The following is a 20,785-nucleotide window of genomic DNA, read 5'->3' on the forward strand; positions in this document are numbered from 1 at the left end:
TTCACGTCCCCCACCCGATTCCGACACCGAGGGAACCGCACGCCCATGACCACTGACCGCACTCCGCCGCCCGACGCGCCCGTGGCCGTCGCCGTCCGGGAGGTCCGCAAGCGCTACGGCGACCGCCAGGCCGTGGACGGGCTCTCCCTCGACGTGCGCCGCGGCGAGTTCTTCGGACTCCTCGGCCCCAACGGGGCGGGCAAGACCACCTTCATCGAGATCGTCGAGGGCCTGCGCCAGGCCGACTCGGGCACCGTCGAGGTCCTCGGGCACAGCCCCTGGCCGCGCAACACGGCGCTGCTGCCCCGGATCGGCGTACAGACCCAGGCCTCGGCGTTCTTCGTCCGGCAGACCGCGCGCGAGCACCTCGCCACCGTCGCCGGGCTGTACCGCAAGGACGCGGCCGCCGCGGACCGCTCGCTGGCGCTGGTCGGGCTGACCGAGCAGCGCGACGTGCTCGTGGAGAACCTCTCCGGGGGCCAGCGCCAGCGGCTCGCCATCGCCTCCGCGCTGGTCCACGACCCCGAGCTGATCTTCCTCGACGAGCCGACCGCCGCGCTGGACCCGCAGGCCCGCCGCGATCTGTGGCAGGTGTTGCGCGCCCTGAAGGGCGAGGGCCGCACCATCGTCTACACCACCCACCACCTCGACGAGGCCGAGGCCCTGTGCGACCGGGTGGCCATCCTGGTCGGCGGCCGGATCGCCGCGCTGGACTCCCCGCACCAGCTGATCACCTCCGCCGGGGCCCGGGCCAGGCTGCTGGTCCCCGAGGGGCGGATCGGCCTCGCCGAGGCCGCCGCGCTGGAAGGCGTGGACCGGGTCAGCGAACAGGGCGGCTCGCTGGTGCTGGAGACCTCGGTCCCGGGCAAGGTGCTCCAGGCCGTCGACGCGCTCACCGGGCTCGACGGGGTGATGACCCGTACGGCCACCCTGGAGGACGTCTACCTGGAGCTGACCGGCCGCGCCTCGGCCGAAGGCCACTCCCCCGCACCCACCCTGGAGTCCCGCGCATGAGCGCCTACACGGCACTGACCGCAGCCGGCTACCGGGCCCAGGTCCGGGACAAGGCCACCCTGTTCTTCACCTTCGCCTTCCCGCTGCTGTTCCTCGTCGTCTTCGGCCTGATCTTCAGCGGCCAGGACGTGGAGCAGAGCGGCCGTCCGTACATCTCGTACATCGCGCCCGGCGTGATGTCCTGGGGCGTCGCCAACGCCGCCGTCTTCGGGATCGCCTTCACCCTGATGCAGTGGCGCCGCGACGACCTGCTGCGGCTGATCCGGCTCAGCCCCACGCCGCTGACCACGGTGCTGGCCTCGCGCTACGTACTGGCCCTGGTGGTCGGCGTGGTGCAGGCGGCCGTGTTCGTCGCGGTGGCCATGCTGCCCGGGTTCGGGCTGGAGCTGGACGCCCGCTGGCCGCTGGTGCTGCCCGCGCTGGTCCTCGGCATCACCGCCTTCATGGCGATCGGGGTGATCGTCGGCAACTACGCCAGGACGCCCGAGGCCGTCGCCGCCATCGCCAACTGCATGATGGTGCCGATGGCGTTCCTGTCGGGCTCCTTCCTGCCGCTCGACATGATGCCGTCCTGGCTGCGCACGGTCTCGCAGGTGCTGCCGCTGCGCTACCTCAACGACGCCGCGTCCGGGGCCCTCACCGGCTCCGGCTCCCTCGCCTCGATCGGTATCGGCTGCGCGGCGCTGGCCGGCTTCGCGCTCGTGTTCGGCGGGATCGGGCTGAAGACCTTCCGCTGGAGCGACCACTCATGACGGGCACCGCGACGCAGACCGTACGGGCGGCCGCGGCCCCCGACGGCACCGCGCTGGAGGCGGCCCGCCGGCAGCTGGAGCTGGCCCTCGCCGCTGCCGCCGCCCCCGGCGCGGCGGCGCCGTACGTGGTCACGCTCGGGGTGCACGACGCCCTCGGGCCGCGTACCGCCGACCCCTTCGCCGGGGTCCGCCCGGCCGCCACCGTCCACCTCGGCGCGCAGGCCGTGCTGCTGGGGCCCTGGGGCGGCGACGGAACCGCCCCCGCCTGCGGGCGGTGTCTGGCGATGCGCTGGCAGCGGCTGCGCAGCAAGAGCGAACGGGACGCCCTGGAGACCGGGACCGGGCCGCGCACCCCCGTCTCGGCGCGGTGGCCGCGGCTGTCGCCGTACGTACTCGACGCGGCCGTGGCGCTGCACGCCGCCGTGGCGGGCGGTGAGGCGCGGGCTCCGGGTGCGGTGGCCGCCGACCGGGCGCTGCCGCAGGTGTCCCGGCTGGACCTGGAGACCCTCCAGGTGCGCACGTACCCGCTGGCCGCCGACCCGCTCTGCCCCGACTGCGGGCCGCGCGGCTCGGACGGGCCGCGGCCCTTCACCCCCGCGTCACGGCCCAAGCCGGACCCGGCCGCGCAGCGGCTGCGCGCCGCGTCCTCGTACCCGGTGCCGCGGGAGGCGCTGGCCAATCCGGTGACCGGGGTCCTCGGCGGGGGCACCTGGATCAACGTGACGTCGCCGACGACCGCGCCGGTCGCGGGCAGCGTCTTCATGCGCGGCTACGCGGGGCTGACGGACGTCACCTGGAGCGGGCAGGCCAACAGCTTCTCGGCCAGCCGCGACCTGGCCTTCCTGGAGGGGCTGGAGCGGTACGCGGGCACCCACCGGCGCACCGGCGCCGAGGCGCTCACCGCCTCCTACGCGGAACTGGGCGAGCGGGCCCTGAACCCGGCGGAGTGCGGGTTCTACCCGCCCGAGACCTACCGGGACGACCCGCTGGTGTCGCCCTTCGACCCCGAGCGGCCCATCCCCTGGGTGTACGGGCACTCGCTGCGCGACGACCGGCCGGTACTGGTGCCGGCCCGGCTGGCGTACTACAGCGCGGGCCTGGCCGCCGACAACTTCGTCTTCGAGTGCTCCAACGGCTGCGCCATCGGCGGCTGCCCTGAGGAGGCGCTGCTCGGCGCCCTCCTGGAGCTGATCGAGCGGGACGCGTTCCTGCTCGGCTGGTACGGCGGCCAGCGGCTGACGGAGATCGACCTGGACTCCGTACCGGGGCCGGCGGTGCGGATGATGGTGGACCGGGCGGCCCTCCAGGGGTACGACGTGCACGCCTTCGACAACCGGATCGACCTCGCCGTGCCGGTGGTGACGGGGCTGGCCGTACGCCGTGACGGCGGGCCGGGGCTGTACTCGTTCGGTGCGGGCGCGGCGCTGGATCCGGCGTCGGCGGTGGAGGCGGCGCTGTCGGAGGTGCTCACCTACATCCCGCACCTGCCCCGGCAGGTGGCCGAGCGGCAGGGTGAACTGGAGGCGATGGCACAGGACTTCGGGAAGGTGTTGCACCTGAAGGACCACGCCCAGCTGTACGGGCTGCCGGCGATGGCCCCGCACGCGCGGACCTACCGGGAGCCGCTCGGCGTGCGGCCGATGGCGGAGCTGTACGCGGGCTGGGAGGCCGGCGGGCGGCCGAGGACCGGCGACCTGCGGGACGACCTGCTCTTGTGCGTACGGGAGTTGACGGACGCGGGGCACGATGTGATCGTCGTCGACCAGACCACGCCGGAGCAGCGGCGGATGGGGCTGAGCACGGTGTGCGCGGTGGTGCCGGGGCTGCTGCCGATCGACTTCGGCTGGTCGAGGCAGCGGGCCCCGTACATGCCCCGGCTGCGGACGGCAGCGATGCGCGCGGGGCTGCGCGAGGGCCCGCTGACGGACGCGGAGGTCAGGCTGGTGCCGCACCCGTTCCCCTGACCGGGCCGGCCGGGCCCCGGGGGTTCCCCGGGGCCCTCCCCGCCGGGCGCCGCACCGCACATGCCGGATGCCCCGGACCCCTTCCTGCGGGTCCGGGGCATCCGGCATGTGCGGTGCGGCGCCGGGGTGTCAGGCGCTGCAGGAGGTGGTGCTGGTGGTGGAGGAACAGGTCGAGGTGGAGCTGCAGCTCGTGGAGCCGGCGAGCACGACCTCGCTGGCGTCCGAGTAGTCCGAGATCTCGAAGGTCTCCGACTCCAGCTCCAGGATCTCGTCGGCGAGCGAGGCGAGCGGCGACTTCTCCATGGGACTCTCCTTCGTTGGTTCAGGCGGTCTGTGGTGCCCTTTCAGGAAACCCGGTCGCGCCGTCACTTCACCTGTTCATCTCCTGACACTCCTCTGACAGAAAGTGTCAGTGCCTTGACAGTCCCGCCCGGAGCCGGTGGCCGAGCATGGTCGTCATGACCGTCTCCGCCACCGCCTCCGCCACGGTTCTCCCCGGACTCCGGCCGCTCCTGCGGCCGTTGACGACCCTGTACCTGGATCTGCACCGCCACCCCGAGCTCTCGGGCGAGGAGGAGCGCACGGCCGCCCGGTTCGCCGACTGGCTGGAGTCCGCCGGGTACGAGACCGCGCGCGGGATCGGCGGGCACGGTGTGGCCGGGGTACTGCGCCGGGGTCAGGGGCCGACGGTGATGCTGCGCGCCGAGCTGGACGCGCTGCCGGTGCGGGAGACCACGGGGCTGCCGTACGCGAGCGAGGGTCCGGCGGCGCACGCCTGCGGGCACGATCTCCATCTGGCCGCGGCCGCCGGCACCGCCTCGCTGCTGGCGGGCGCCGCCGCCGGGGCCTGGCAGGGCACGCTCGTCGTGGTGGGACAGCCGGCGGAGGAGACCCTGGAGGGGGCGCGGGCGATGCTCGCCGACGGGCTGTACGAGCGCGTCGGCCGCCCGGACACGGTGCTCGCGCAGCACGCCGCCCCGCTGCCCGCCGGGATGGTCGCCCACGGGTACGGGCCGATGACCGCCGGGAGCGTGACCTTCCGGGTCGTCGTGCACGGGCGCGGCGGGCACGCGGGCGCCCCGCACCTGACGGTGGACCCGGTGGTGACGGCGGCCCACGTGGTGACCCGGCTGCAGACGGTGGTGGCCCGCGAGGCGGCGCCCTCGGAGCAGGTGGCCGTCACGGTGGGCTCGCTGCGGGCCGGCGAGCGGGCCAATGTCGTACCCGACCGGGCGGAGCTGGGGATCACCGTACGGGCGGCCGGGGATGCGGCGCTGGTGCGGGCGGCGGAGGCGGTCGAGCGGATCGTGCGGGCCGAGTGCGCCGCCTCGGGCTGTCCCCGGGAGCCGGAGATCGTCCGCGAGGGCTCCTCCCCCGTCACCCACCCCGATCCGGCCACGACGGCCGCGGTGCGGGCGGCGCACACGGCGCGGCTGGGGGCGGAGCGGGTGGCGATGTGGCCGCCGTCGCTGGCCACGGAGGACTTCGGGCTGTTCGGTGACGCGGGGCGGGCGGTGCACGGGGCGCGGGGGGTGCGGCTCGCCTACTGGATGCTGGGGGTGATCGGGCCGGCCGCCTGGGCGGCGGCGCCCGGGGAGGGCGCGGCGGGGAAGCTGGCGGGCCTCCCCGCCAACCACGCCCCGGACTTCGCCCCGGACGTCCGCACGGCCCTCCCGGCCGGGGTGGACGCCCTGACGTCGGCGGCCCTGGCCTGCCTGGCCGCGCCGGCCGGCGGAACGGCCCCGTGACCCCTCGCGTTCCGCCCGGCCCCGGTGGCGGGTCAGAAGGGCCTGGTGGGGAGGTACTTGCCGTCGAGGGTGATGACGGCGCGTTCGCCGCCGTCGGGGTCGGCGACCTTCTTGACGTCCAGCCTGAAGTTGATGGCGCTGATGATGCCGTCGCCGAACTGCTCGTGGACCAGGGCCTTGAGGGTGGTCCCGTAGACCTGGAGCATCTCGTGGAAGCGGTAGACGGTCGGGTCGGTGGGCGCCGCGCCGGTTCCGGTGCCGCGCGTGGGGATGGTCTGGAGCCACATCTCGGCGTCCTCGTCCAGGCCGAGGAGTCCGGCGACGGCCTTCGCGGCGGGCTCGGGCAGCGGGTGCTGGCCGAGGACGGCGGCGGTGACGAAGGCCACGGACAGGCCGGTGACGTCGGCGATCTGCTGCCAGGTGAGGTTCTTGCGGGTCTTGGCCTCGACCGCGTCGGCGGCGATCCGCTCGCGGACGGCGGGGGCGAACTGGGCGTGCGTCATGGGAAGTTCCTCTCGGTGGGTGGTGCGTCAGGCCGCGGGTGCGGTCGCGTCGAGTTCCTCGACGGATCCGGTGGGGATGTCGTAGACCCAGCCGCGCAGGACGAGGGCCCCTTCCGCGAGGGCGCGGGCCACCGAGGGGTGCGTGGCGAGGCTCGCCAGCTGGGCGCGTACGTTCTCCCGGACCAGGGAGTCCACTCCGCCGCCGTTCCGGGCGGCGCGGGCCACCGACGCGTCCGCGTGCCGGAGCCAGCCGGCCACGGCCGGGGCGGCGCTGAGGTCGCGGCGTTCGGCGAGGGCGGTCATCGCCCCGCAGCCGGAGTGCCCGCAGACCACGATCTCGCCGACCCCGAGGACCGCGACGGCGTACTCGATGCCGGCGGCGACCGCGTCGGGGCCGGGGGTGTGGGCGGGGACGAGGTTGCCGGCGGTGCGGACGACGAACAGCTCGCCCGGCTCGCTCTGGGTGATCAGCTCCGGCACCACGCGGGCGTCGGAGCAGCCGATGAACAGCGTCGCGGGCCGATGGGCCCGGGCCAGGCGGGCGAACAGCTCCGCCTTGGCGGGGAAGACGTCGCGCCGGAAACGGTCGACGCCCTCGATGAGGTCGTGCACGGTCACTCCCGTTCTCTGGGATCCACCCCGGTGGGGGCTGACGTGTTCCACCCTGCATGAGCTGCACCCATAGTGTCCAAGAGCTGTAAACCATGCGAGCTATCGATGACACCTATAGTTGTCCTCATGGCTCTCGAACTGCGTCACCTGCGCTATCTGCTCGCGGTCGCCGAGCACCACAGCTTCACGCGCGCCGCGGAGGAGCTGCACATCTCCCAGCCGACCCTGTCGCAGCAGATCAAGCAGCTGGAGCGGACGGTGGGCGTGCGGCTGCTGGACCGGGGCGGCCGTTCGGTGCGGCTCACCGACGCCGGCGAGGCGTACGCGCACCACGCGCGCCGGGCGCTGCGCGACCTGGCGGCCGCCGAGCGGGCGGTCCACGACGTCGGCGACCTCTCACGCGGCCATCTGCGCCTGGCCCTGACCCCCACCTTCACCGCGTACCTGCTCGGCCCGCTGCTCGGCGCCCTGCACGAGGCGCACCCCGGCATCACGGTGGAGGTGCGGGAGATGGCGCAGGACCGCATCGAGTCGGCCCTGCTGGCGGACGGCACCGACCTCGGGATCGCGTTCGCCGGGCCGCACCCGCCGGGGATCGCGGCCACCGCCCTGTTCACCGAGACCCTCGGCCTGGTGACCTCCGCCGCCTTGGCGGCACCGCCGGGACCGGTGCCGGCGGCCGGGCTGGCGGACCGTCCGCTGGCGCTGCTGAACGGGGACTTCGCGACGCGGCGGCACGTGGACGCGTACTGCGCGGCGCAGGGGGTGCGGCCGCGCGTGGCGGTCGAGGCCGACTCCGTCCAGGCCCTGACCGAGCTCGTGCGGAGGACCGGGCTGGCCACGGTCCTGCCGGACGCCGTGGCCCGGGAGCAGCCGGGCCTGATCCGGGTCCCGCTGCTCCCGGCCCCGCCCTCCCGCACCGTCACCCTGCTCCGGCGGGACACCGCCTACCAGAGCGCCGCCGCCCGCGCCTTCACGGCGCTGGCCCGCGAGCTCACCGCGGCCTACGGGCCGGCCGAGCAGGAGGCCTGAGCGTCCGTCAGGGCAGCCCGCCGCGGGCGGGACGGCGACGCGGCCACTGGCGGCGGCGGCACACAATCGCAAAGCGAAGGTAAAGCCGAAAGGCGCCCCGGGGGCGTACGGCCCAGGATGGACACATGAGCGTCCGACGGTACGAGCTGACGTTTCCCGGCGGCGACGGGACGGGCCAGGACACCGTGGTCGTGGAGCGCACCGACGTGTCCGGGCCGGGCGGGCACCCGGTGTACGCCGACGCCACCGGCATCGTCCGCGCGGAGATCAGCGACCGGGACGAGGTCCGCATGCTCGCCTCCGGCGGCCGGCAGGCCCCCACCCACCCCACCGGGGCGCGCCGGCTGCCCGAATCCTGACCGGTACCGCTGTGCGCCGACGGTGGGAACACGGGCCCCCGCCGCTCGCGCCTGCGCCGGTACCGGCCGCCTCGCGTCCGATAGTCGCCAGGGTCACGACGAATCGGAGGAACGGGCGATGGACAGCGCAGGACTACCGCGCCGCAAGGCACTGCTCGCGGGCGGCCTCGCGGCCGTCGCGGGCGCGCTCTCGGCGTGCACGGCCGCCGGCACCCCCCGGGGCGCGGGTACCGGGGCACGGCCCGAGGCCGCCGCGCCGAACGCGGCGCCGGCCACGCCGGACGCGGCCTTCGCGCGGCTGATGGAGGGCAACAAGCGCTGGGTGGACGGCTCGCTCCAGCACCCCGACCGGGACCCCACCCGGCGTCAGCTGGTCGCGCAGAGCCAGGAGCCGTTCGGGGTGGTGCTCTCCTGCATCGACTCCCGGGTGCCGCCCGAACTGCTCTTCGACACCGGGCTCGGCGACCTGTACGTGCTGCGCACCGGCGGTCAGGCGGTCGGCCCGGTGGTGACCGGCTCCGTAGAGTACGGGCCGGTGACCGGCGGCACCCCGCTGATCTTCGTGCTCGGGCACCAGCGCTGCGGCGCCATCGACGCCGCGTACAAGGCGATGCGCGGCGGGAAGAACCTGCCGGGCAACCTCCAGGCGGTCCAGCGGGCCCTGAAGCCGGCGTACGACCAGGTGGCCAAGGAGGGCGGCACCGGCGACCCGGTCGACCGGATGATCCGCGCCCAGATCAAGCTGACGGCGGACGACCTGCGCGCCAACGCGGATCTGTCCCCCATGGTCAAGAAGGGGTCGGTCGTGGTGGTCGGCGGCTACTACTCCCTCGACACCGGAAAGGTGGAGATCCTCACGGGCGCCCCCGCGGCCGCGGCGACGCCCAGCCCGGCGGGCACCGGCGCCGCCACCCCGGCGCCGTCCACGCCCCCGGAACCCTCCGGCACCCCCGCCCCGATGGGCACGATGCCGATGGGGACCATGCCGATGGGCACCCCCTCCTGAATCCGCCGGGTACGCACGAGCCCCCTGCCGGGCCGCGGTGACGCGGCCCCGCAGGGGGCTCCGTACGGGGGGCGCGCCCCGGGCGGTCAGGCCGCCGCGGGCTCGGCGGGCGCGAGCCTGCCCTCCGGCACCGGACGCGGACGCGGGTACACCGCCTCCTCCGGCAGCCTCGGCTCCAGGCGCAGGACGCCCAGGGCCGAGACCGTCGCGCCCGCCGCGAGGACGAGCCACATCGCCAGGGGCGACAGGGTGAGCAGGGCCGTCAGGACGGCCGGGGCCAGGGCGCTGGGCACCGCCCAGGAGAGCTGGTACACGGCGAGGTGCCGGCCCCGCGTCTCCTCCGGCGCGGCCTGCGCGCACAGGGCCGACGCCGTGGCGCCGTGCATCAGCTCGCCGGCCGTGAACAGGGCCGTCGCGGCGAAGATGCCGACCAGGATGACCGTCTTGTCCCCCACCGCGGCGAGTACGGCGAACACCAGGAACGACGAGGCGAACACCGCCGCGCCCAGGGCCACCGCACGCGAGCGGCGGTAGGCGACGAGCGCCCGGGTGACCGGGATCTGGAGCAGCGCGATGCCGACCGTGTTGACGGCGTACAGGACGCCCACCAGCGAGGTGGACGCGCCCAGGTCCTGGGTGACGTACGCCGGGATGCCGATCGCGAGCACCGTGTAGCCGAAGGCGGTCGGCACGTTGAGCAGGGTCAGGGCGAGGAACGGCCGGTTGCGCGCCACCAGCCGGTAGCCGCCCTTGCGGGAGGTCCTGGCGGCCGGGGCGGCCGACTTCGCGATCGGGATCGAGCCGAAGCAGACGGCCGCCAGCAGGTACCCGGCGGCGGTGCCGAACACGATCACGTAGTAGAACGCGTCGCTGCCGAGGGCCAGCACCCCGCCGGCGACCAGACCGCCCACGCCCAGACCGGCGTTGCGCAGGCTGCGCTGCGCGGCGAGCAGCTTGTCCCGCTCCGTGCCCTGGACGAACTCGGCGATGAACGACTGGATCGCGGGCGGGTACGAGGTGTCGCCGAGCGCGACCAGCAGGATCACGGCGAACATCGTGTAGCCGTTGTCCACCAGCGGGTACGTGCAGAAGCCGGCGGCCCGCAGCAGGTACCCGCCGGTGACGACGGCCTTGGCCCCGAAGCGGTCGATGAGGACGCCCGCCGCCGGGTTGCTGACCAGGCCGATCACGGCGGCGGCCGTCATCAGGGTGCCCACCTGGGTGAGCGGCAGCCCCGTCACGTGGTGGAAGTAGAGCAGGGACAGGGGCAGGTACATGCCGGCGCCGGTGGCATCGACGACCATGCCCAGCATGTACCGCGCCTTCGCCGACAGGCGGGCCCCCGTCATGACGCGTCGCCGATCACGCTGTGTTCGCGCACCCACTCGCCGAGCTCGCGCAGCCGGCGCTCGACCTCCGCGCGGGTCGGGCCGGTGCCCACCGCGGCCGCGAGGAAGTCGGAGGAGCCGGAGGCCGGGGCGATGACCTGGCCCTCCTCGGCGTAGAGCCAGAACCCGTCGAGCCAATCGTGCCCGGGCGCCGCGGGCAGCCCGCGGACCAGGCCGGGCCGCTTCATCATGAGCAGCTGCCCCGCCATGTGGCGCGGCTTCGGCAGGCCGGCGGCGTCACCGCCCCGGCGGACGGCCGGGTGGAGTTCGTGGCCCGCCTCGGCGCGCACGGCGTACCCGCCGAGGTGCACGCCGAACAGGCTGTGGAAGACCTCGCGGATCTTGGCGCCGCCGGGGCGGCAGGCGATCTCGCACATGACGAGGCGGTCGTCCGGGGTGTGGAAGACCTCCATGTGGAAGGTGTGGTCGCGCAGCCGGGAGCCCTCGGGGGCCAGCGAGGCGAGGACCCGCTCGGCGAGGTCGAGCAGGCGCGGGGTGATCGGGTCGTCCTCGTCGAGGGTGAGGTCGATGCGCGGGCCCGGGTCGGAGGCGAAGGAGGACAGGTCGTACTGGTACTGCGAGGGCCAGGCCATCGCGACCCGGCCGTCGCGCACCACGCCGTCGACGTGGCACATCCGGCCGGGGACGAAGTCCTCCAGCAGGACGTCGTCGCGCTCGCCGGCGGCGTACACCTCCGTCAGGCACTCCTCGAAGGAGGCCTCGTCCCGGAGGATGCGCAGGCCGACCGCGTTGAAGCCGCTGCGCTCCTTGAAGACGACGGGGAAGCCCTCGGCGGCGGCGAACTCGCGGGCCTGGTCGGCGGTGCGGGCCTGGACCCAGGCCGCGACGTCGATGCCGGACGCCTGCGCGCGGGTCTTCATCAGCGCCTTGTCGCGGAAGGGCATCACGTCGTCGTGCCAGGCGCCGCGCAGTCCGAAGCGCTCGCGCAGCCGCGCGGCGCGCAGCATGTCGGCCTCGTGCAGGGCGCTCACACCGGTGATGCCGTGCTCGGCGATGAGTTCGGCGGCGCGGGCGTCGACCTCCTCCGCGTCGAAGTCGTCGAAGATCTCCAGGCGGGTGTAGCCGAGGTCGCCGTCCGGCACCTTCTCTCCCGCGAGTTCGATCTTGTCGCGGGCGGCGAGGACGACGATGTCGCCGGTGTGGTCGGGCAGCCAGGAGCGGTACGGGAACGGCTCCAGCGGGTTGCGGTGGAGGATCAGCAGGTTCTCGCGCGGGACGATCACGGACGGCTGCGCGAGGACGGTCTCCCCGTCCGGGCCGGCGAGGGTGATGCGGATGTGCTCGCGGATCACGTCGGCGCCCCGGCGGATCGCCGCCGATGTGTCCTCGGCGGCGACGGCGATCAGGCCCAGCCGGTCCCAGTTGTCCTGGAGGACCCGCACCTCGTCGCCGGGCTTGGCGCTGGGGGTGACGGAGATGACGCCCTCGGCGGCGCGTGCCTCCTCGATCCCGGCGACGGACTCGACCCGGGTGCCGGGGGTGCCGATCAGGGCGCGGACGCTGGCGCCGCCGTGCGCCCGCGGCCGGTCGGGGAGCTCTTCGACCAGGCCGAAGGGGTGGCCCACGGCGAGGGTGACCAGGTCGACGCCGAAGGCGCTGCGCACCAGCTCGGGGATGGAGTCGCCGCCGATCCGGTTGTGGCCCTCGATGACGCGCGGGCCCCTGGCGGTGAGGCGGACCTCGGTGTGGCACACGCCGTCGCGCAGGCCCATGACGTCGAGGAAGCCGCGTATGCCTTCGCGTATCGCCTCGTCGTCGGAGTCGGAGAGGCGGGCCGGGACCGCGTGGCCGAGCTCCGCGAAGTGGCCGTCGGCGGTGAACTTCTCGGTGACGGTGACGATGACGTGGCGGCCGCCGAAGCTGAAGGACTCGACGCTGAACTCGGGTCCGTCCAGGAACTCCTCCATCAGGAAGTCCTTCAGGACGAACAGCGAGGAGACCCGGTCGGTGCGGGTGCCGGAGAGCCGGGTGACCTCGGCCCAGACGCGGTCGGCGTCCTCCGGTCCCTCGACGCGCATGACGCCGATGCTCGCGGTGGCGTCGACGGGCTTGACGATGAACGGGAACCCGTACTGGGCCCCGAAGGCGTCCAGCTCCTCCCGGGCCTTCAGGGACCGCGCGCCCACGGCGTGTTCGGGGTCGTGCTCGGCCACGTACCGCCGCATGGCGGCCTTGTCCCGGATGCGGGCGGTGACCTCGTAGCCGGTCCCCCCGAGCCCGTACAGGTCGTTGATCCGGCCCGCGTTCTCCAGCCCCGGCTCGGTCAGGGAGACGGCCGCGGCGAAGCCGGGGCTCTCGTGCCAGGCCCGGACCAGGGGTTCGATCTGCTCCCACTCCGTGAAGTCCACGACCTCGACGGCCGCGGCGAGCCGGTTCTGCTCCTCGCTGACCTTGGTGGGGTGCTGGAGCAGCAGCACGCTCAGCCCCAGGTCGTGGGCCTTCCGCACGGTCTCGTCGGTCGCACCGACGAGCAGCAGGGTGCGCTCGGGGTTCATCAGCTCTCTTCTCCCCCTGCGGCCGCAGGGATTTTCGGGCTCGTACTCGGGTGGGAACGGGGGGTGGGGCGGGGCGGGGCGGGGTGGGGCGGGCGCCGGCTCACCCCCGGCCGGCGGTGTCCTCCTGGGGCCACCAGCTGAGGTAGCGCTCGCCGCTGTCGGGGAAGACGGTGGCCACGACCGCGTGCGACAGGTCGTGGCGGCGGGCGAGTTCGATGCAGCCGTACGCGGCGGCGCCCGCGGAGATCCCGACGAGGAGGCCGGAGCGGGCGGCGATGGCGCGCGTGGTGGCGGCCGCGTCGGCGTCCTGGACGGGGATCACCTCGTCGATGAGGTGGATGTCGGTGACGGGGCTGATGAAGCCGCCGTTGAGGCCGGGGATGGCGTGCGGGCCGGCCTCGCCGCCGGAGAGCAGCGCGGAGCCCGCCGGCTCGACGGCGACCACCTTCAGGTCCGGGTTGCGCTCGCGCAGGTAGCGGGCGGTGCCGCTGAGGGTGCCGCCGGTGCCGATCCCGCACACCAGGTAGTCGACGCGGCCGTCGGCGTCGTGCCAGATCTCGGGACCGGTGGTCTCGTAGTGGGCTCGGGCGTTGTCGGGGTTCATGTGCTGGCGTGCGTACCAGGAGCCGGGCATGTCGGCGTGCAGCTTCTCGGCGTGCTCGATGCAGGCGGCGAAGCCGAGGCCGTGGTCGGTGAACTCGACCTCCGCGCCCAGCATCCGCAGGGTCAGCACGCGTTCGCGGGAGGCGTTGGAGGGGAGGACGATCAGGCAGCGGTAGCCGCGCGCGGCGGCGAGGGCCGCCAGGGCGATGCCGGTGTTGCCGGAGGTGGACTCGATGACGGTGGCGCCGGGCCGGAGGGCTCCGGACTCCTCGGCGGCTCTCAGCATGAAGAGGGCGGCCCGGTCCTTGATGCTGGACAGCGGGTTGGACGCTTCCAGTTTGGCGAGGACCCGGGCCGATTCGGGCAGCCCGTCGAGCTGGAGCCGGAACAGCGGGGTGCCGCCGACGAGGTCCTCGAGTGATGCCGCGATGCGGCGGGTGGTGCGCGCGTGGTTCACGTGCCTACCCCTTTGGTGCTGGACGTGCGGTGGGTCTCTGAAAGGTAGCCAGGCCCGGTAGCGCGCGATTGGTGCCCGCATCGGGCCTGACTCGAGTACCGGTCGCGCGCCCCGCGCGTCCGTGGACCGGGTGGGTCACAGGGACTTGAGGTCCACCGCCTCGGCCATCGCCCGGTAGCCCGCGTCGTTCAGGTGGAGGCGGTCGGCGAAGGCGAGTTCCGCTTTCAGCTTCTGCGGGTGTTCCGGGTCGGCGACCGCCCGGTCGAAGTCCACGACGCCGTCGTAGGACCCGCTGGTGCGGATCCACGCGTTGACCTCGTTCCGGATGGCTTCCGCGCCCGGGTTCCAGTACTGGGCGTCGCCGTAGGGCGGGAGGGTGCCGCCGAGGATCCGGACACCGCGCTGGCGGGCCTCGCGGATCAACTGCTTGTGACCGGCGATGATCTCCTGCGCGGTCGCCCGGGGGCCGGCCGTGCAGCGGTCCTGGGGCATGTCGGGCTGGATGATGTCGTTGGTGCCCTGGAGGACGATCACCGTGCCGGTGTCCGGGCGGCCGAGCGCGTCGCGCCGGAAGCGGTGCAGGGCGCTCTCGCCGAAGCAGGGCGAGTCGTTCAGGACCTTGTTCCCGGCGATCCCGGCGTTGAGGACGGCGCGCGGCCGGTCCTGGCCGGCGAGGCGGCCCGCGAGGGCGTCGGGGTAGCGGCGGTCGGTGCCGGGGGTCGCGCCGAAGCCGTCCGAGAGGGAGTCGCCGAAGGTGACGACCGCGCGGCGGGCGCCGTCCCGGCCGCCGCCCTTCACGTCGATCCCGGCCAGGTGGTACCAGGACCAGCTCTGGTCGCCCGGGGCCGAGAAGGCCTCGCCGGCGGTGTCGCGGAGGTGGTCGCCGTCGGCCCGGTAGGAGGTGCCCATGGCCACGTTGTGGAAGGTGGCGGGGCCGGTGGGGCCCTGGAACCAGAGGGTGACGGTGAGCTGTTCGAAGGCCTTGACGGGGAGGGCCACCGCGTCGCTCGCGAGCGTTCCGCCCGCCGGGACGGTCACCGCGGCGGCGCCGCCGAACCGCAGCGTGCGTACGGAGTCCGGCTGGACGGCGGCGCCGCCGGCGCTGCGGGCGACGGTCGCGCCGGTGAGCCTCAGCGGGGTCTTCCCGTAGGCGTTGGTGAGCCGTACGCGCAGCTCGGAGCCCTCGGCGCCGGCCCGGACGACCTGGCGCACCGACTGGTTCCGGAAGCCCTCCTCGGACCAGTTGGGGAACCAGTCGGTGTGCGTGGGGGCCTGCGGGGAGGCGCCCCAGGCGCTGTGCCAGGGGGTGGTGTGCGCCGCGGCGGGGGTGGCGGCGGTGGTACCGGCCACGGCCAGGAGGGCGGCGGCGAGCGGGACGGCGAGGGCGGTCTTCTTCGTGGTCATACCCCCCTGACCCGGCCCGCCCCGCGGATGTGACGGCCGGGGCGGGTTCCGGGGTGTGGGGCCGGTCACACGGCGGACGGGCCCCCGCGGTCACGGCATCGGCTCCCTGCGCCGCCGGGCGATGGCGTCGGGGTCCCATCCGGGGCGGGGTACGGAGGCCAGCAGCAGCCGGGTGTACGGGTGCCGGGGCGCCGTCAGCAGCTCCGCGACCGGCCGGTGTTCCACGGTCCGGCCCCGGTACATGACGAGGGCCTCGTCGCAGACGTAGCGGACGACCGCCAGGTCGTGGCTGACGAAGACCAGACCGATGCCGGTGTCGCGGCGGACGTCGGCGAGCAGGTTGAGCACCTGGGCCTGTACGGACACGTCCAGGGCGGAGACGGCCTCGTCGAGTACGAGGACGGCCGGCTCCACCGCCAGTGCCAGGGCGATGGCGGCGCGCTGGCGCTGGCCGCCGGAGAGCCGGCGGGGCGGCGCGGCGGCCTCGCGGTCGCCGAGGCCGACCTGGGCGAGGAGTTCCCGTACCCGGGCGGCGCGGGCCGCCGGGTCGCGGGTGCCGTGCAGCCTGAGCACCCCGTCGAGGGCGGCGCCGATGGACAGCCGGGCGTCCAGGGAGAGGTAGGGGTCCTGGAAGACGATCTGGACGGCCTTGGCCCGGGCCAGCCGGGCCGCCCGGCCCCGGACGGACCCGGCGAGGAGGCTGCCCTGGACGAGGATCCGGCCGGCGTCGGGGCGTTCCAGGCCGACCAGCATCCGGGCCGTGGTGGTCTTGCCGGAGCCGGACTCGCCGACGATGCCGAGTGCGCCGCCCGGCTCCAGCGAGAAGGACAGCCCGTCGACGGCGACGACCTCCGTCCCGCCGGTCCGGTAGGTCTTGCGCAGCCCGGTGACTTCGAGCAGCGGGGTCGGGGGCGGGGTGGTCATCGGGCCTCCGCGGGGGTGAGGGCGGCTTCGCCGAGCCGGTGGCAGGCGGCGGCCGCGGCCGGGCCCCGTTCGCGCAGCGGTGGCGGGGACTGCTCGCAGCGGCCGGGGTCCACGAACCGGCAGCGGGGTGCGAAGGCGCAGCCGGGTGCCGCTTCGAGCAGGCCGAGGGGGGCTCCGGGGATGGGGACGAGGCGGCCGGGCGGGGCGCCGTCGAGGGGCGGCGCCGAGCCGATCAGGCCGGCCGTGTAGGGGTGGCGGGGTGCGGTGAGGAGCTCGGCGGCGGGGGCGGTCTCGACGATGCGGCCGGCGTACATCACGTAGACGCGGTCCCCGACGGAGGCGGCGAGTTCGATGTCGTGGGTGATCAGGAGCAGGCCGAGGCCGCGTTCGCGCCGCAGCCGGCCCAGGAGGGCGAGGATCTCGGCCTGGGTGCTGACGTCGAGGGCGGTGGTGGGCTCGTCGCACAGCAGCAGGCGGGGTTCGGCGGTGAGCGCGGCGGCGATCACCACGCGCTGGAGCATGCCGCCGGACAGTTCGTGCGGGTACTGGTCCAGGTGCCGGACGGGGTCCGGGAGGCCCACCGCGTCGAGGAGTTCGGCCGCCCGGGAGCGGGCGCGGGCCTTGGGCCAGCCGTGCACCAGGCGCAGGGACTCGGTGAGGAAGTCCCCGACGCGGCGTACCGGGTTGATGGCTGCCCTGGGGTCCTGGTAGATCATCGCGGCCTTGGCGGTGCGCACCTCGCGCAGGCCCTCCCGGCCGGCGCCGACCAGGTCGGTGCCGTCGACGGTGACCCGGCCCCGGACCTCGGCGCCGGCGGGGAACAGCCCGAGGGCGGCGCGGGCGGTGACGGACTTCCCGGAGCCGGATTCGCCGACGAGGACGACGGTTTCGCCGGGGTCCACGCTCAGGCCGATGCCGTCGAGGAGGGGGCGGGCCGTGCCCGGCAGGGTGATGCGGAGGTCTTCGTACCGGAGCAGTGTCATCGGGAGTCCCTTCCCGCGAGGCGGTCGCCGAGGTTCTCCCCGACGACGGTGAAGGCGACGACCACGACGACGACGGCCACGGCGGGGACGACCGCGGACAGCGGTTCGCCCTGGAGCACGGCGGCCTGGCCCTGGTTGATCATCGCTCCCCAGTCGGGGGTGGGCGGCTGGACGCCGAGGCCGAGGAAGGAGAGTGCGGCGAGGTCGAGGAGGGCGTACCCGAAGTTGACGGTGGACTGGGCGAGCAGGGTCGGGGCGATGTTGGGCAGCAGGGCGCGCACGGTGGTGAACAGGGCGGAGTGTCCCTGGACCCGGTAGGCGGCGATGTAGGGCCGGGCCTTCTCCTGGAGGGCGAGGCCGCGCACGAGGCGTGCCGTGTACGGCATGTAGGCGAGGGCCATGGCGATGACGGGGGCCGTCATCCCCTTGCCGAAGAGGGCGACGGCGAGGATGGCGAGGAGCAGCGCGGGAAAGGCGAAGAGGATGTCGAGGACCCGGCCGGCGAGGCGGTCGGTCCGGCCGCCCCGCCAGGCGGTGAACAGGCCGACGGCCACGCCGAGGACGGTGGAGGAGACGACCACGGCGAGCGGTCCGGCGAGGCTGGTGCGGGTGCCGGCGATCAGTGCGGACAGGGTGTCGTGGCCGCCCTGGTCGGTGCCGAGCCAGTGGTCGGGGCCGGGGCCGAGCAGGGTGTCGCCGAGCCGGCCGAAGGCGGGGTCGTGGGGGGTGAGCCAGGGCGCGAGCAGCGCGACGAGCACGAACAGGGCCAGGAGCAGCGGGCAGAGCGCCCGCAGCGGGGTCTTCGTGATGTTCACCGGGCGCTCCCCGCTGCGGCCGTCCGCGGGTCGATCAGCGGCAGTACGAGGTCGACGAGGGCGTTGACCACGACGAACGCGGTGACCACCAGCAGCACGATCGCCTGGACGACCTGGAAGTCCAGCTGGTCCACGCACTGCACGAGCAGGGAGCCGATGCCGGACATCCCGAAGGCCGTCTCGACGATGGCGGTGCTGACCAGCATGCCGGAGACGAGGAGCGCGGAGACGGTGACGACGGGCCCGAGGGCGTTGCGCAGGACGTGGCGGCGGATCACGGTGGCGCGTGGGGTGCCCCGGCTGAGCGCGACCTCCACGTGCTCGCGCCGCAGTTCGTCCAGCATCGCCGAGCGGGTCACACGGGTCACCAGGGCGGTGAAGGTCACGGACAGGGCGATGGCGGGCAGCAGGACGTGGTGGAGCCGGTCGAGTACGCCGCTGCCGTTGCCGATGGTGGGGAACCAGCCGAGGCGGACGCCGAGCACGGAGCGCAGGAGCAGGGCGACGACGAAGGCGGGTGCGGCCGCCCCCACCGTGACCAGCAGCATCAGCGTCCGGTCGGTGCGGGTGCCGCGCCGCAGCGCCCCGAGGGCTCCGGCGGCGACGCCGACGGAGGCGATCAGCAGCGCGGCGGTGGTGACGAGGAGGAGGGAGGAGGGCAGCCGGGACCACAGGAGGGCTCCGACGTCCTGGTGGAAGAGGTGGGAGCGGCCGAAGTCGCCCTGCAGGACCCCTTCGAGCCAGTGCCAGTACCGCAGCAGGAAGGGCTGGTCGAAGCCGTACTGGCGGCGGATCTCGGCGAGCTGTTCGGGGCTGGGGCTGCGGCCGCGTACGAGGAAGCCCGCCGGGTCGCCGGGGGCGAGGTAGAGGGAGGAGAACACCAGGAAGGAGGTGACCAGGAGGGTGGTGGCCATGCCGGCGAGCCGGCGCAGCACCCGGCCGGCCCGGGCGAGTGCCGCCGGGCGGGCGGCCGCGGCCGTCATCCCCTGGCTCCGATCTCGGCCGCCCACGGGTAGTAGAGGTAGGCGATGGACGGCTGCACGCCGGTGATGCGCTTGCCCAGGAAGACGCTCACCGGCTGGGTGTAGAGGGGCAGCCAGGGCAGTTCCCGCAGGGCGATGCGCTGGGCCTCGGCGTTGGCGGCGGCGTGCCCGGCGGGGTCGTGGGCGGCCCCGGCCCGTTCGACGGCGGCGTCGAAGGCGGGGTCGGACCAGCCGCCGTAGTTGCTGAAGTTGCCGGTCTGGAGGGAGCCGTACATGTCCAGCGGGTCGGTGATGGAGGTGTACCAGAAGGTGAGGAAGAGGTCGATGCCCTCGCGGGCGGCGGGGTCGGTGAAGAGCGTGGAGTACTTCTCGGCGGAGAGGGTCTCGATCCTCGGCTTGAGCCCGATGGCCGTGGCGGCCTGGGCGACGGCCTGGGTGATGATCGTCGTCTGGGAGTCCACGGCGCTGGTGGCGAGGACGACCTCCTGCCCGGACACGCCGGCCTCGGCGGCGAGCGCCTTGGCCTCCGCGGGGTCGTAGGGGTACCGGGGCAGGTCCTTCAGGAGGGCCTCGCGGGTGGCGTCGGGTGCCCCGCTCCAGAGGTTGTCGGTGACCAGGGAGTGGGCGACCTCTCCGACGCCGCCGGCTCCGGCCTTGATGATGCCCGCCCGGTCGGTGGCCATCAGCAGGGCCTTGCGGACGCGGGCGTCGCCGAGGGGGCCCTTGAGGTCGGCGACGACCTCGTCGGCGACGGTGGTGTTGCGGCCGAAGTAGAGCGTTCCGGCCTGGCTCGAGCGCAGCTGTCCGTAGGCGCCTGCCGGGACCATCCAGCCGCCGTCGACCTCGCCGCTCTGGAAGGCGTTGACCCGGGTGGTCGGGTCGGAGAGGAAGACGAACTTCACCTCGCCCGACTTGGCCTTCAGCTCGGGGTTCCAGTAGCCGTCGAACCGCTTGAGGGTGAGGGACTGGCCCGAGGTCCAGGAGCCGAAGGCGAAGGGGCCGGTGCAGTTGACGCCGGTCTGCGGGTTCCCGTAGTCCTTGCCGGCCTTGGCGAGGGTGGCGGCGGACTCCACCGTGCCGGGGCCGGCGGCGAGGTACTGGTTGAAGGTGGAGTCGGGCTTGGCGAGGGTGACGGTCACCTCCATGTCCCCGGTCCGGTCGACGGACTTGACGTTGCGGAAGGTGGAGGCCCAGACGCTGGCGGTCCCCGGGTCGAGGTTGCGGCGCAGGGAGGCCACGACGTCGTCGGCGGTCAGGGGCGTGCCGTCGTGGAAGCGGACGCCGGGGCGGATCGTGTAGACCCAGGTGGTGGGGGTGGGGTTGGCGTACGAGGAGGCGAGGTTCGGGGAGGTCGTGAGGTCCGGGTTCCAGCGCAGCAGGCTCTCGCAGACGTTGGCGAGGATCTGGTTGGGCGGGAAGTCGAAGGAGTAGGCGTAGTCGATGCTGGTCGGCTCGGCGTACGTCGACCAGGTGAAGCCGTCCAGGTTCCCGGCGGCGGCGGGGGTCCGGTCGGTGAGCTCCGGGGAGTCCGGGGCGTCGGGGCGGGGGGCGGCGGTGCCGCTGCACGCGCCGGTGAGGAGTACCGCGGCGGCCGCGAGGCCGGCGGCGACGGTGTGCCGGGCGCGCCGGGCGCGTCCGCTGCCGGGGAGGGCGGCTCTCGGTCGGGGTGATGGCATCTTCTGCCTCCGTGAGGGGTGGGCGGGGATCGGCCGGGGACGGGGC

At 74.4% G+C, this 20,785-nt stretch carries 19 protein-coding genes; 7 read left to right on the forward strand and 12 right to left on the reverse strand.

What is annotated here, in order from left to right:
* Positions 1-45 precede the first annotated feature (45 nt).
* From ACZ518_RS07130 to ACZ518_RS07140, 3 genes are read left to right on the forward strand one after another with little or no spacing between them, the layout of a single operon-like run.
* Complete coding sequence (locus tag ACZ518_RS07130; RefSeq protein ID WP_469111992.1) at positions 46-1,014, forward strand: ABC transporter ATP-binding protein; 969 nt, start codon at positions 46-48, stop codon at positions 1,012-1,014.
* Positions 1,011-1,766, forward strand: a complete 756-nt coding sequence (locus ACZ518_RS07135; protein WP_469111993.1) for an ABC transporter permease — start codon at positions 1,011-1,013, stop codon at positions 1,764-1,766. Before ACZ518_RS07130 ends, ACZ518_RS07135 begins: the two co-directional genes overlap by 4 nt.
* Entirely contained in the window at positions 1,763-3,730 is a 1,968-nt protein-coding gene (locus ACZ518_RS07140) for a TOMM precursor leader peptide-binding protein (protein WP_469111994.1), read from the forward strand. Before ACZ518_RS07135 ends, ACZ518_RS07140 begins: the two co-directional genes overlap by 4 nt.
* A 129-nt stretch (positions 3,731-3,859) precedes the next feature.
* Here ACZ518_RS07140 and ACZ518_RS07145 read toward each other — a convergent pair whose 3' ends face one another.
* Positions 3,860-4,033 (reverse strand): thiazolylpeptide-type bacteriocin, encoded by a 174-nt coding sequence (locus tag ACZ518_RS07145; protein WP_007268044.1) that lies wholly within the window; start codon positions 4,031-4,033, stop codon positions 3,860-3,862.
* 155 nt (positions 4,034-4,188) lie between these two features.
* Between ACZ518_RS07145 and ACZ518_RS07150 the strand changes: the two genes are divergently transcribed.
* The gene (locus tag ACZ518_RS07150) at positions 4,189-5,478 is read left to right on the forward strand and encodes an amidohydrolase (protein WP_469111995.1); all 1,290 of its coding nucleotides are present in this window, start codon (positions 4,189-4,191) and stop codon (positions 5,476-5,478) included.
* Between the two features lie 32 nt (positions 5,479-5,510).
* Here the strand turns inward: ACZ518_RS07150 and cynS are convergent, their stop codons facing one another.
* Together cynS and ACZ518_RS07160 are read right to left on the reverse strand one after the other, a co-directional pair.
* A complete protein-coding gene (gene cynS, locus ACZ518_RS07155) occupies positions 5,511-5,981 on the reverse strand; it encodes a cyanase (protein ID WP_469111996.1) in 471 nt (156 codons plus the stop codon).
* A 27-nt stretch (positions 5,982-6,008) separates the two neighbouring features.
* Complete coding sequence (locus ACZ518_RS07160) at positions 6,009-6,593, reverse strand: carbonic anhydrase (protein ID WP_469111997.1); 585 nt, start codon at positions 6,591-6,593, stop codon at positions 6,009-6,011.
* A 126-nt stretch (positions 6,594-6,719) separates the two neighbouring features.
* On the opposite strand from ACZ518_RS07160, the gene cynR reads away from it, so the two are divergent.
* From cynR to ACZ518_RS07175, 3 genes are all read left to right on the forward strand, one after another.
* On the forward strand, positions 6,720-7,625 hold the full coding sequence (cynR, locus tag ACZ518_RS07165; RefSeq protein ID WP_469111998.1) for a transcriptional regulator CynR: 906 nt from the start codon (positions 6,720-6,722) through the stop codon (positions 7,623-7,625).
* A 125-nt stretch (positions 7,626-7,750) separates the two neighbouring features.
* The gene (locus ACZ518_RS07170; RefSeq protein WP_469111999.1) at positions 7,751-7,984 is read left to right on the forward strand and encodes a DUF6296 family protein; all 234 of its coding nucleotides are present in this window, start codon (positions 7,751-7,753) and stop codon (positions 7,982-7,984) included.
* A 118-nt stretch (positions 7,985-8,102) separates the two neighbouring features.
* Positions 8,103-8,990, forward strand: a complete 888-nt coding sequence (locus ACZ518_RS07175) for a carbonic anhydrase (RefSeq protein ID WP_469112000.1) — start codon at positions 8,103-8,105, stop codon at positions 8,988-8,990.
* Between the two features lie 86 nt (positions 8,991-9,076).
* Here ACZ518_RS07175 and ACZ518_RS07180 read toward each other — a convergent pair whose 3' ends face one another.
* From ACZ518_RS07180 to ACZ518_RS07220, 9 genes are all read right to left on the reverse strand, one after another.
* Complete coding sequence (locus ACZ518_RS07180) at positions 9,077-10,339, reverse strand: MFS transporter (protein ID WP_469112001.1); 1,263 nt, start codon at positions 10,337-10,339, stop codon at positions 9,077-9,079.
* Complete coding sequence (locus ACZ518_RS07185) at positions 10,336-12,894, reverse strand: ATP-grasp domain-containing protein (RefSeq protein ID WP_469112002.1); 2,559 nt, start codon at positions 12,892-12,894, stop codon at positions 10,336-10,338. Before ACZ518_RS07185 ends, ACZ518_RS07180 begins: the two co-directional genes overlap by 4 nt.
* Before the next feature lie 100 nt (positions 12,895-12,994).
* Positions 12,995-13,954, reverse strand: coding sequence for a PLP-dependent cysteine synthase family protein (locus ACZ518_RS07190; protein WP_469112003.1), 960 nt, complete (start codon positions 13,952-13,954; stop codon positions 12,995-12,997).
* 135 nt (positions 13,955-14,089) lie between these two features.
* Positions 14,090-15,358, reverse strand: a complete 1,269-nt coding sequence (locus tag ACZ518_RS07195) for an SGNH/GDSL hydrolase family protein (RefSeq protein WP_469112004.1) — start codon at positions 15,356-15,358, stop codon at positions 14,090-14,092.
* Positions 15,359-15,448: 90 nt separating this feature from the next.
* Entirely contained in the window at positions 15,449-16,282 is an 834-nt protein-coding gene (locus ACZ518_RS07200) for an ABC transporter ATP-binding protein (protein WP_469112005.1), read from the reverse strand.
* The gene (locus ACZ518_RS07205; protein ID WP_469112006.1) at positions 16,279-17,265 is read right to left on the reverse strand and encodes an ABC transporter ATP-binding protein; all 987 of its coding nucleotides are present in this window, start codon (positions 17,263-17,265) and stop codon (positions 16,279-16,281) included. The genes ACZ518_RS07200 and ACZ518_RS07205 overlap by 4 nt, the downstream gene beginning before the upstream one ends.
* A complete protein-coding gene (locus tag ACZ518_RS07210) occupies positions 17,262-18,080 on the reverse strand; it encodes an ABC transporter permease (RefSeq protein ID WP_469112007.1) in 819 nt (272 codons plus the stop codon). Before ACZ518_RS07210 ends, ACZ518_RS07205 begins: the two co-directional genes overlap by 4 nt.
* Positions 18,077-19,063: an ABC transporter permease gene (locus tag ACZ518_RS07215; protein WP_469112008.1), complete on the reverse strand. Its 987-nt coding sequence runs from the start codon at positions 19,061-19,063 to the stop codon at positions 18,077-18,079. The genes ACZ518_RS07210 and ACZ518_RS07215 overlap by 4 nt, the downstream gene beginning before the upstream one ends.
* The gene (locus ACZ518_RS07220) at positions 19,060-20,739 is read right to left on the reverse strand and encodes an ABC transporter substrate-binding protein (RefSeq protein ID WP_469112009.1); all 1,680 of its coding nucleotides are present in this window, start codon (positions 20,737-20,739) and stop codon (positions 19,060-19,062) included. The genes ACZ518_RS07215 and ACZ518_RS07220 overlap by 4 nt, the downstream gene beginning before the upstream one ends.
* Positions 20,740-20,785: the final 46 nt, after the last annotated feature.

This window comes from Streptomyces sp. NPDC033966 (assembly GCF_055575955.1).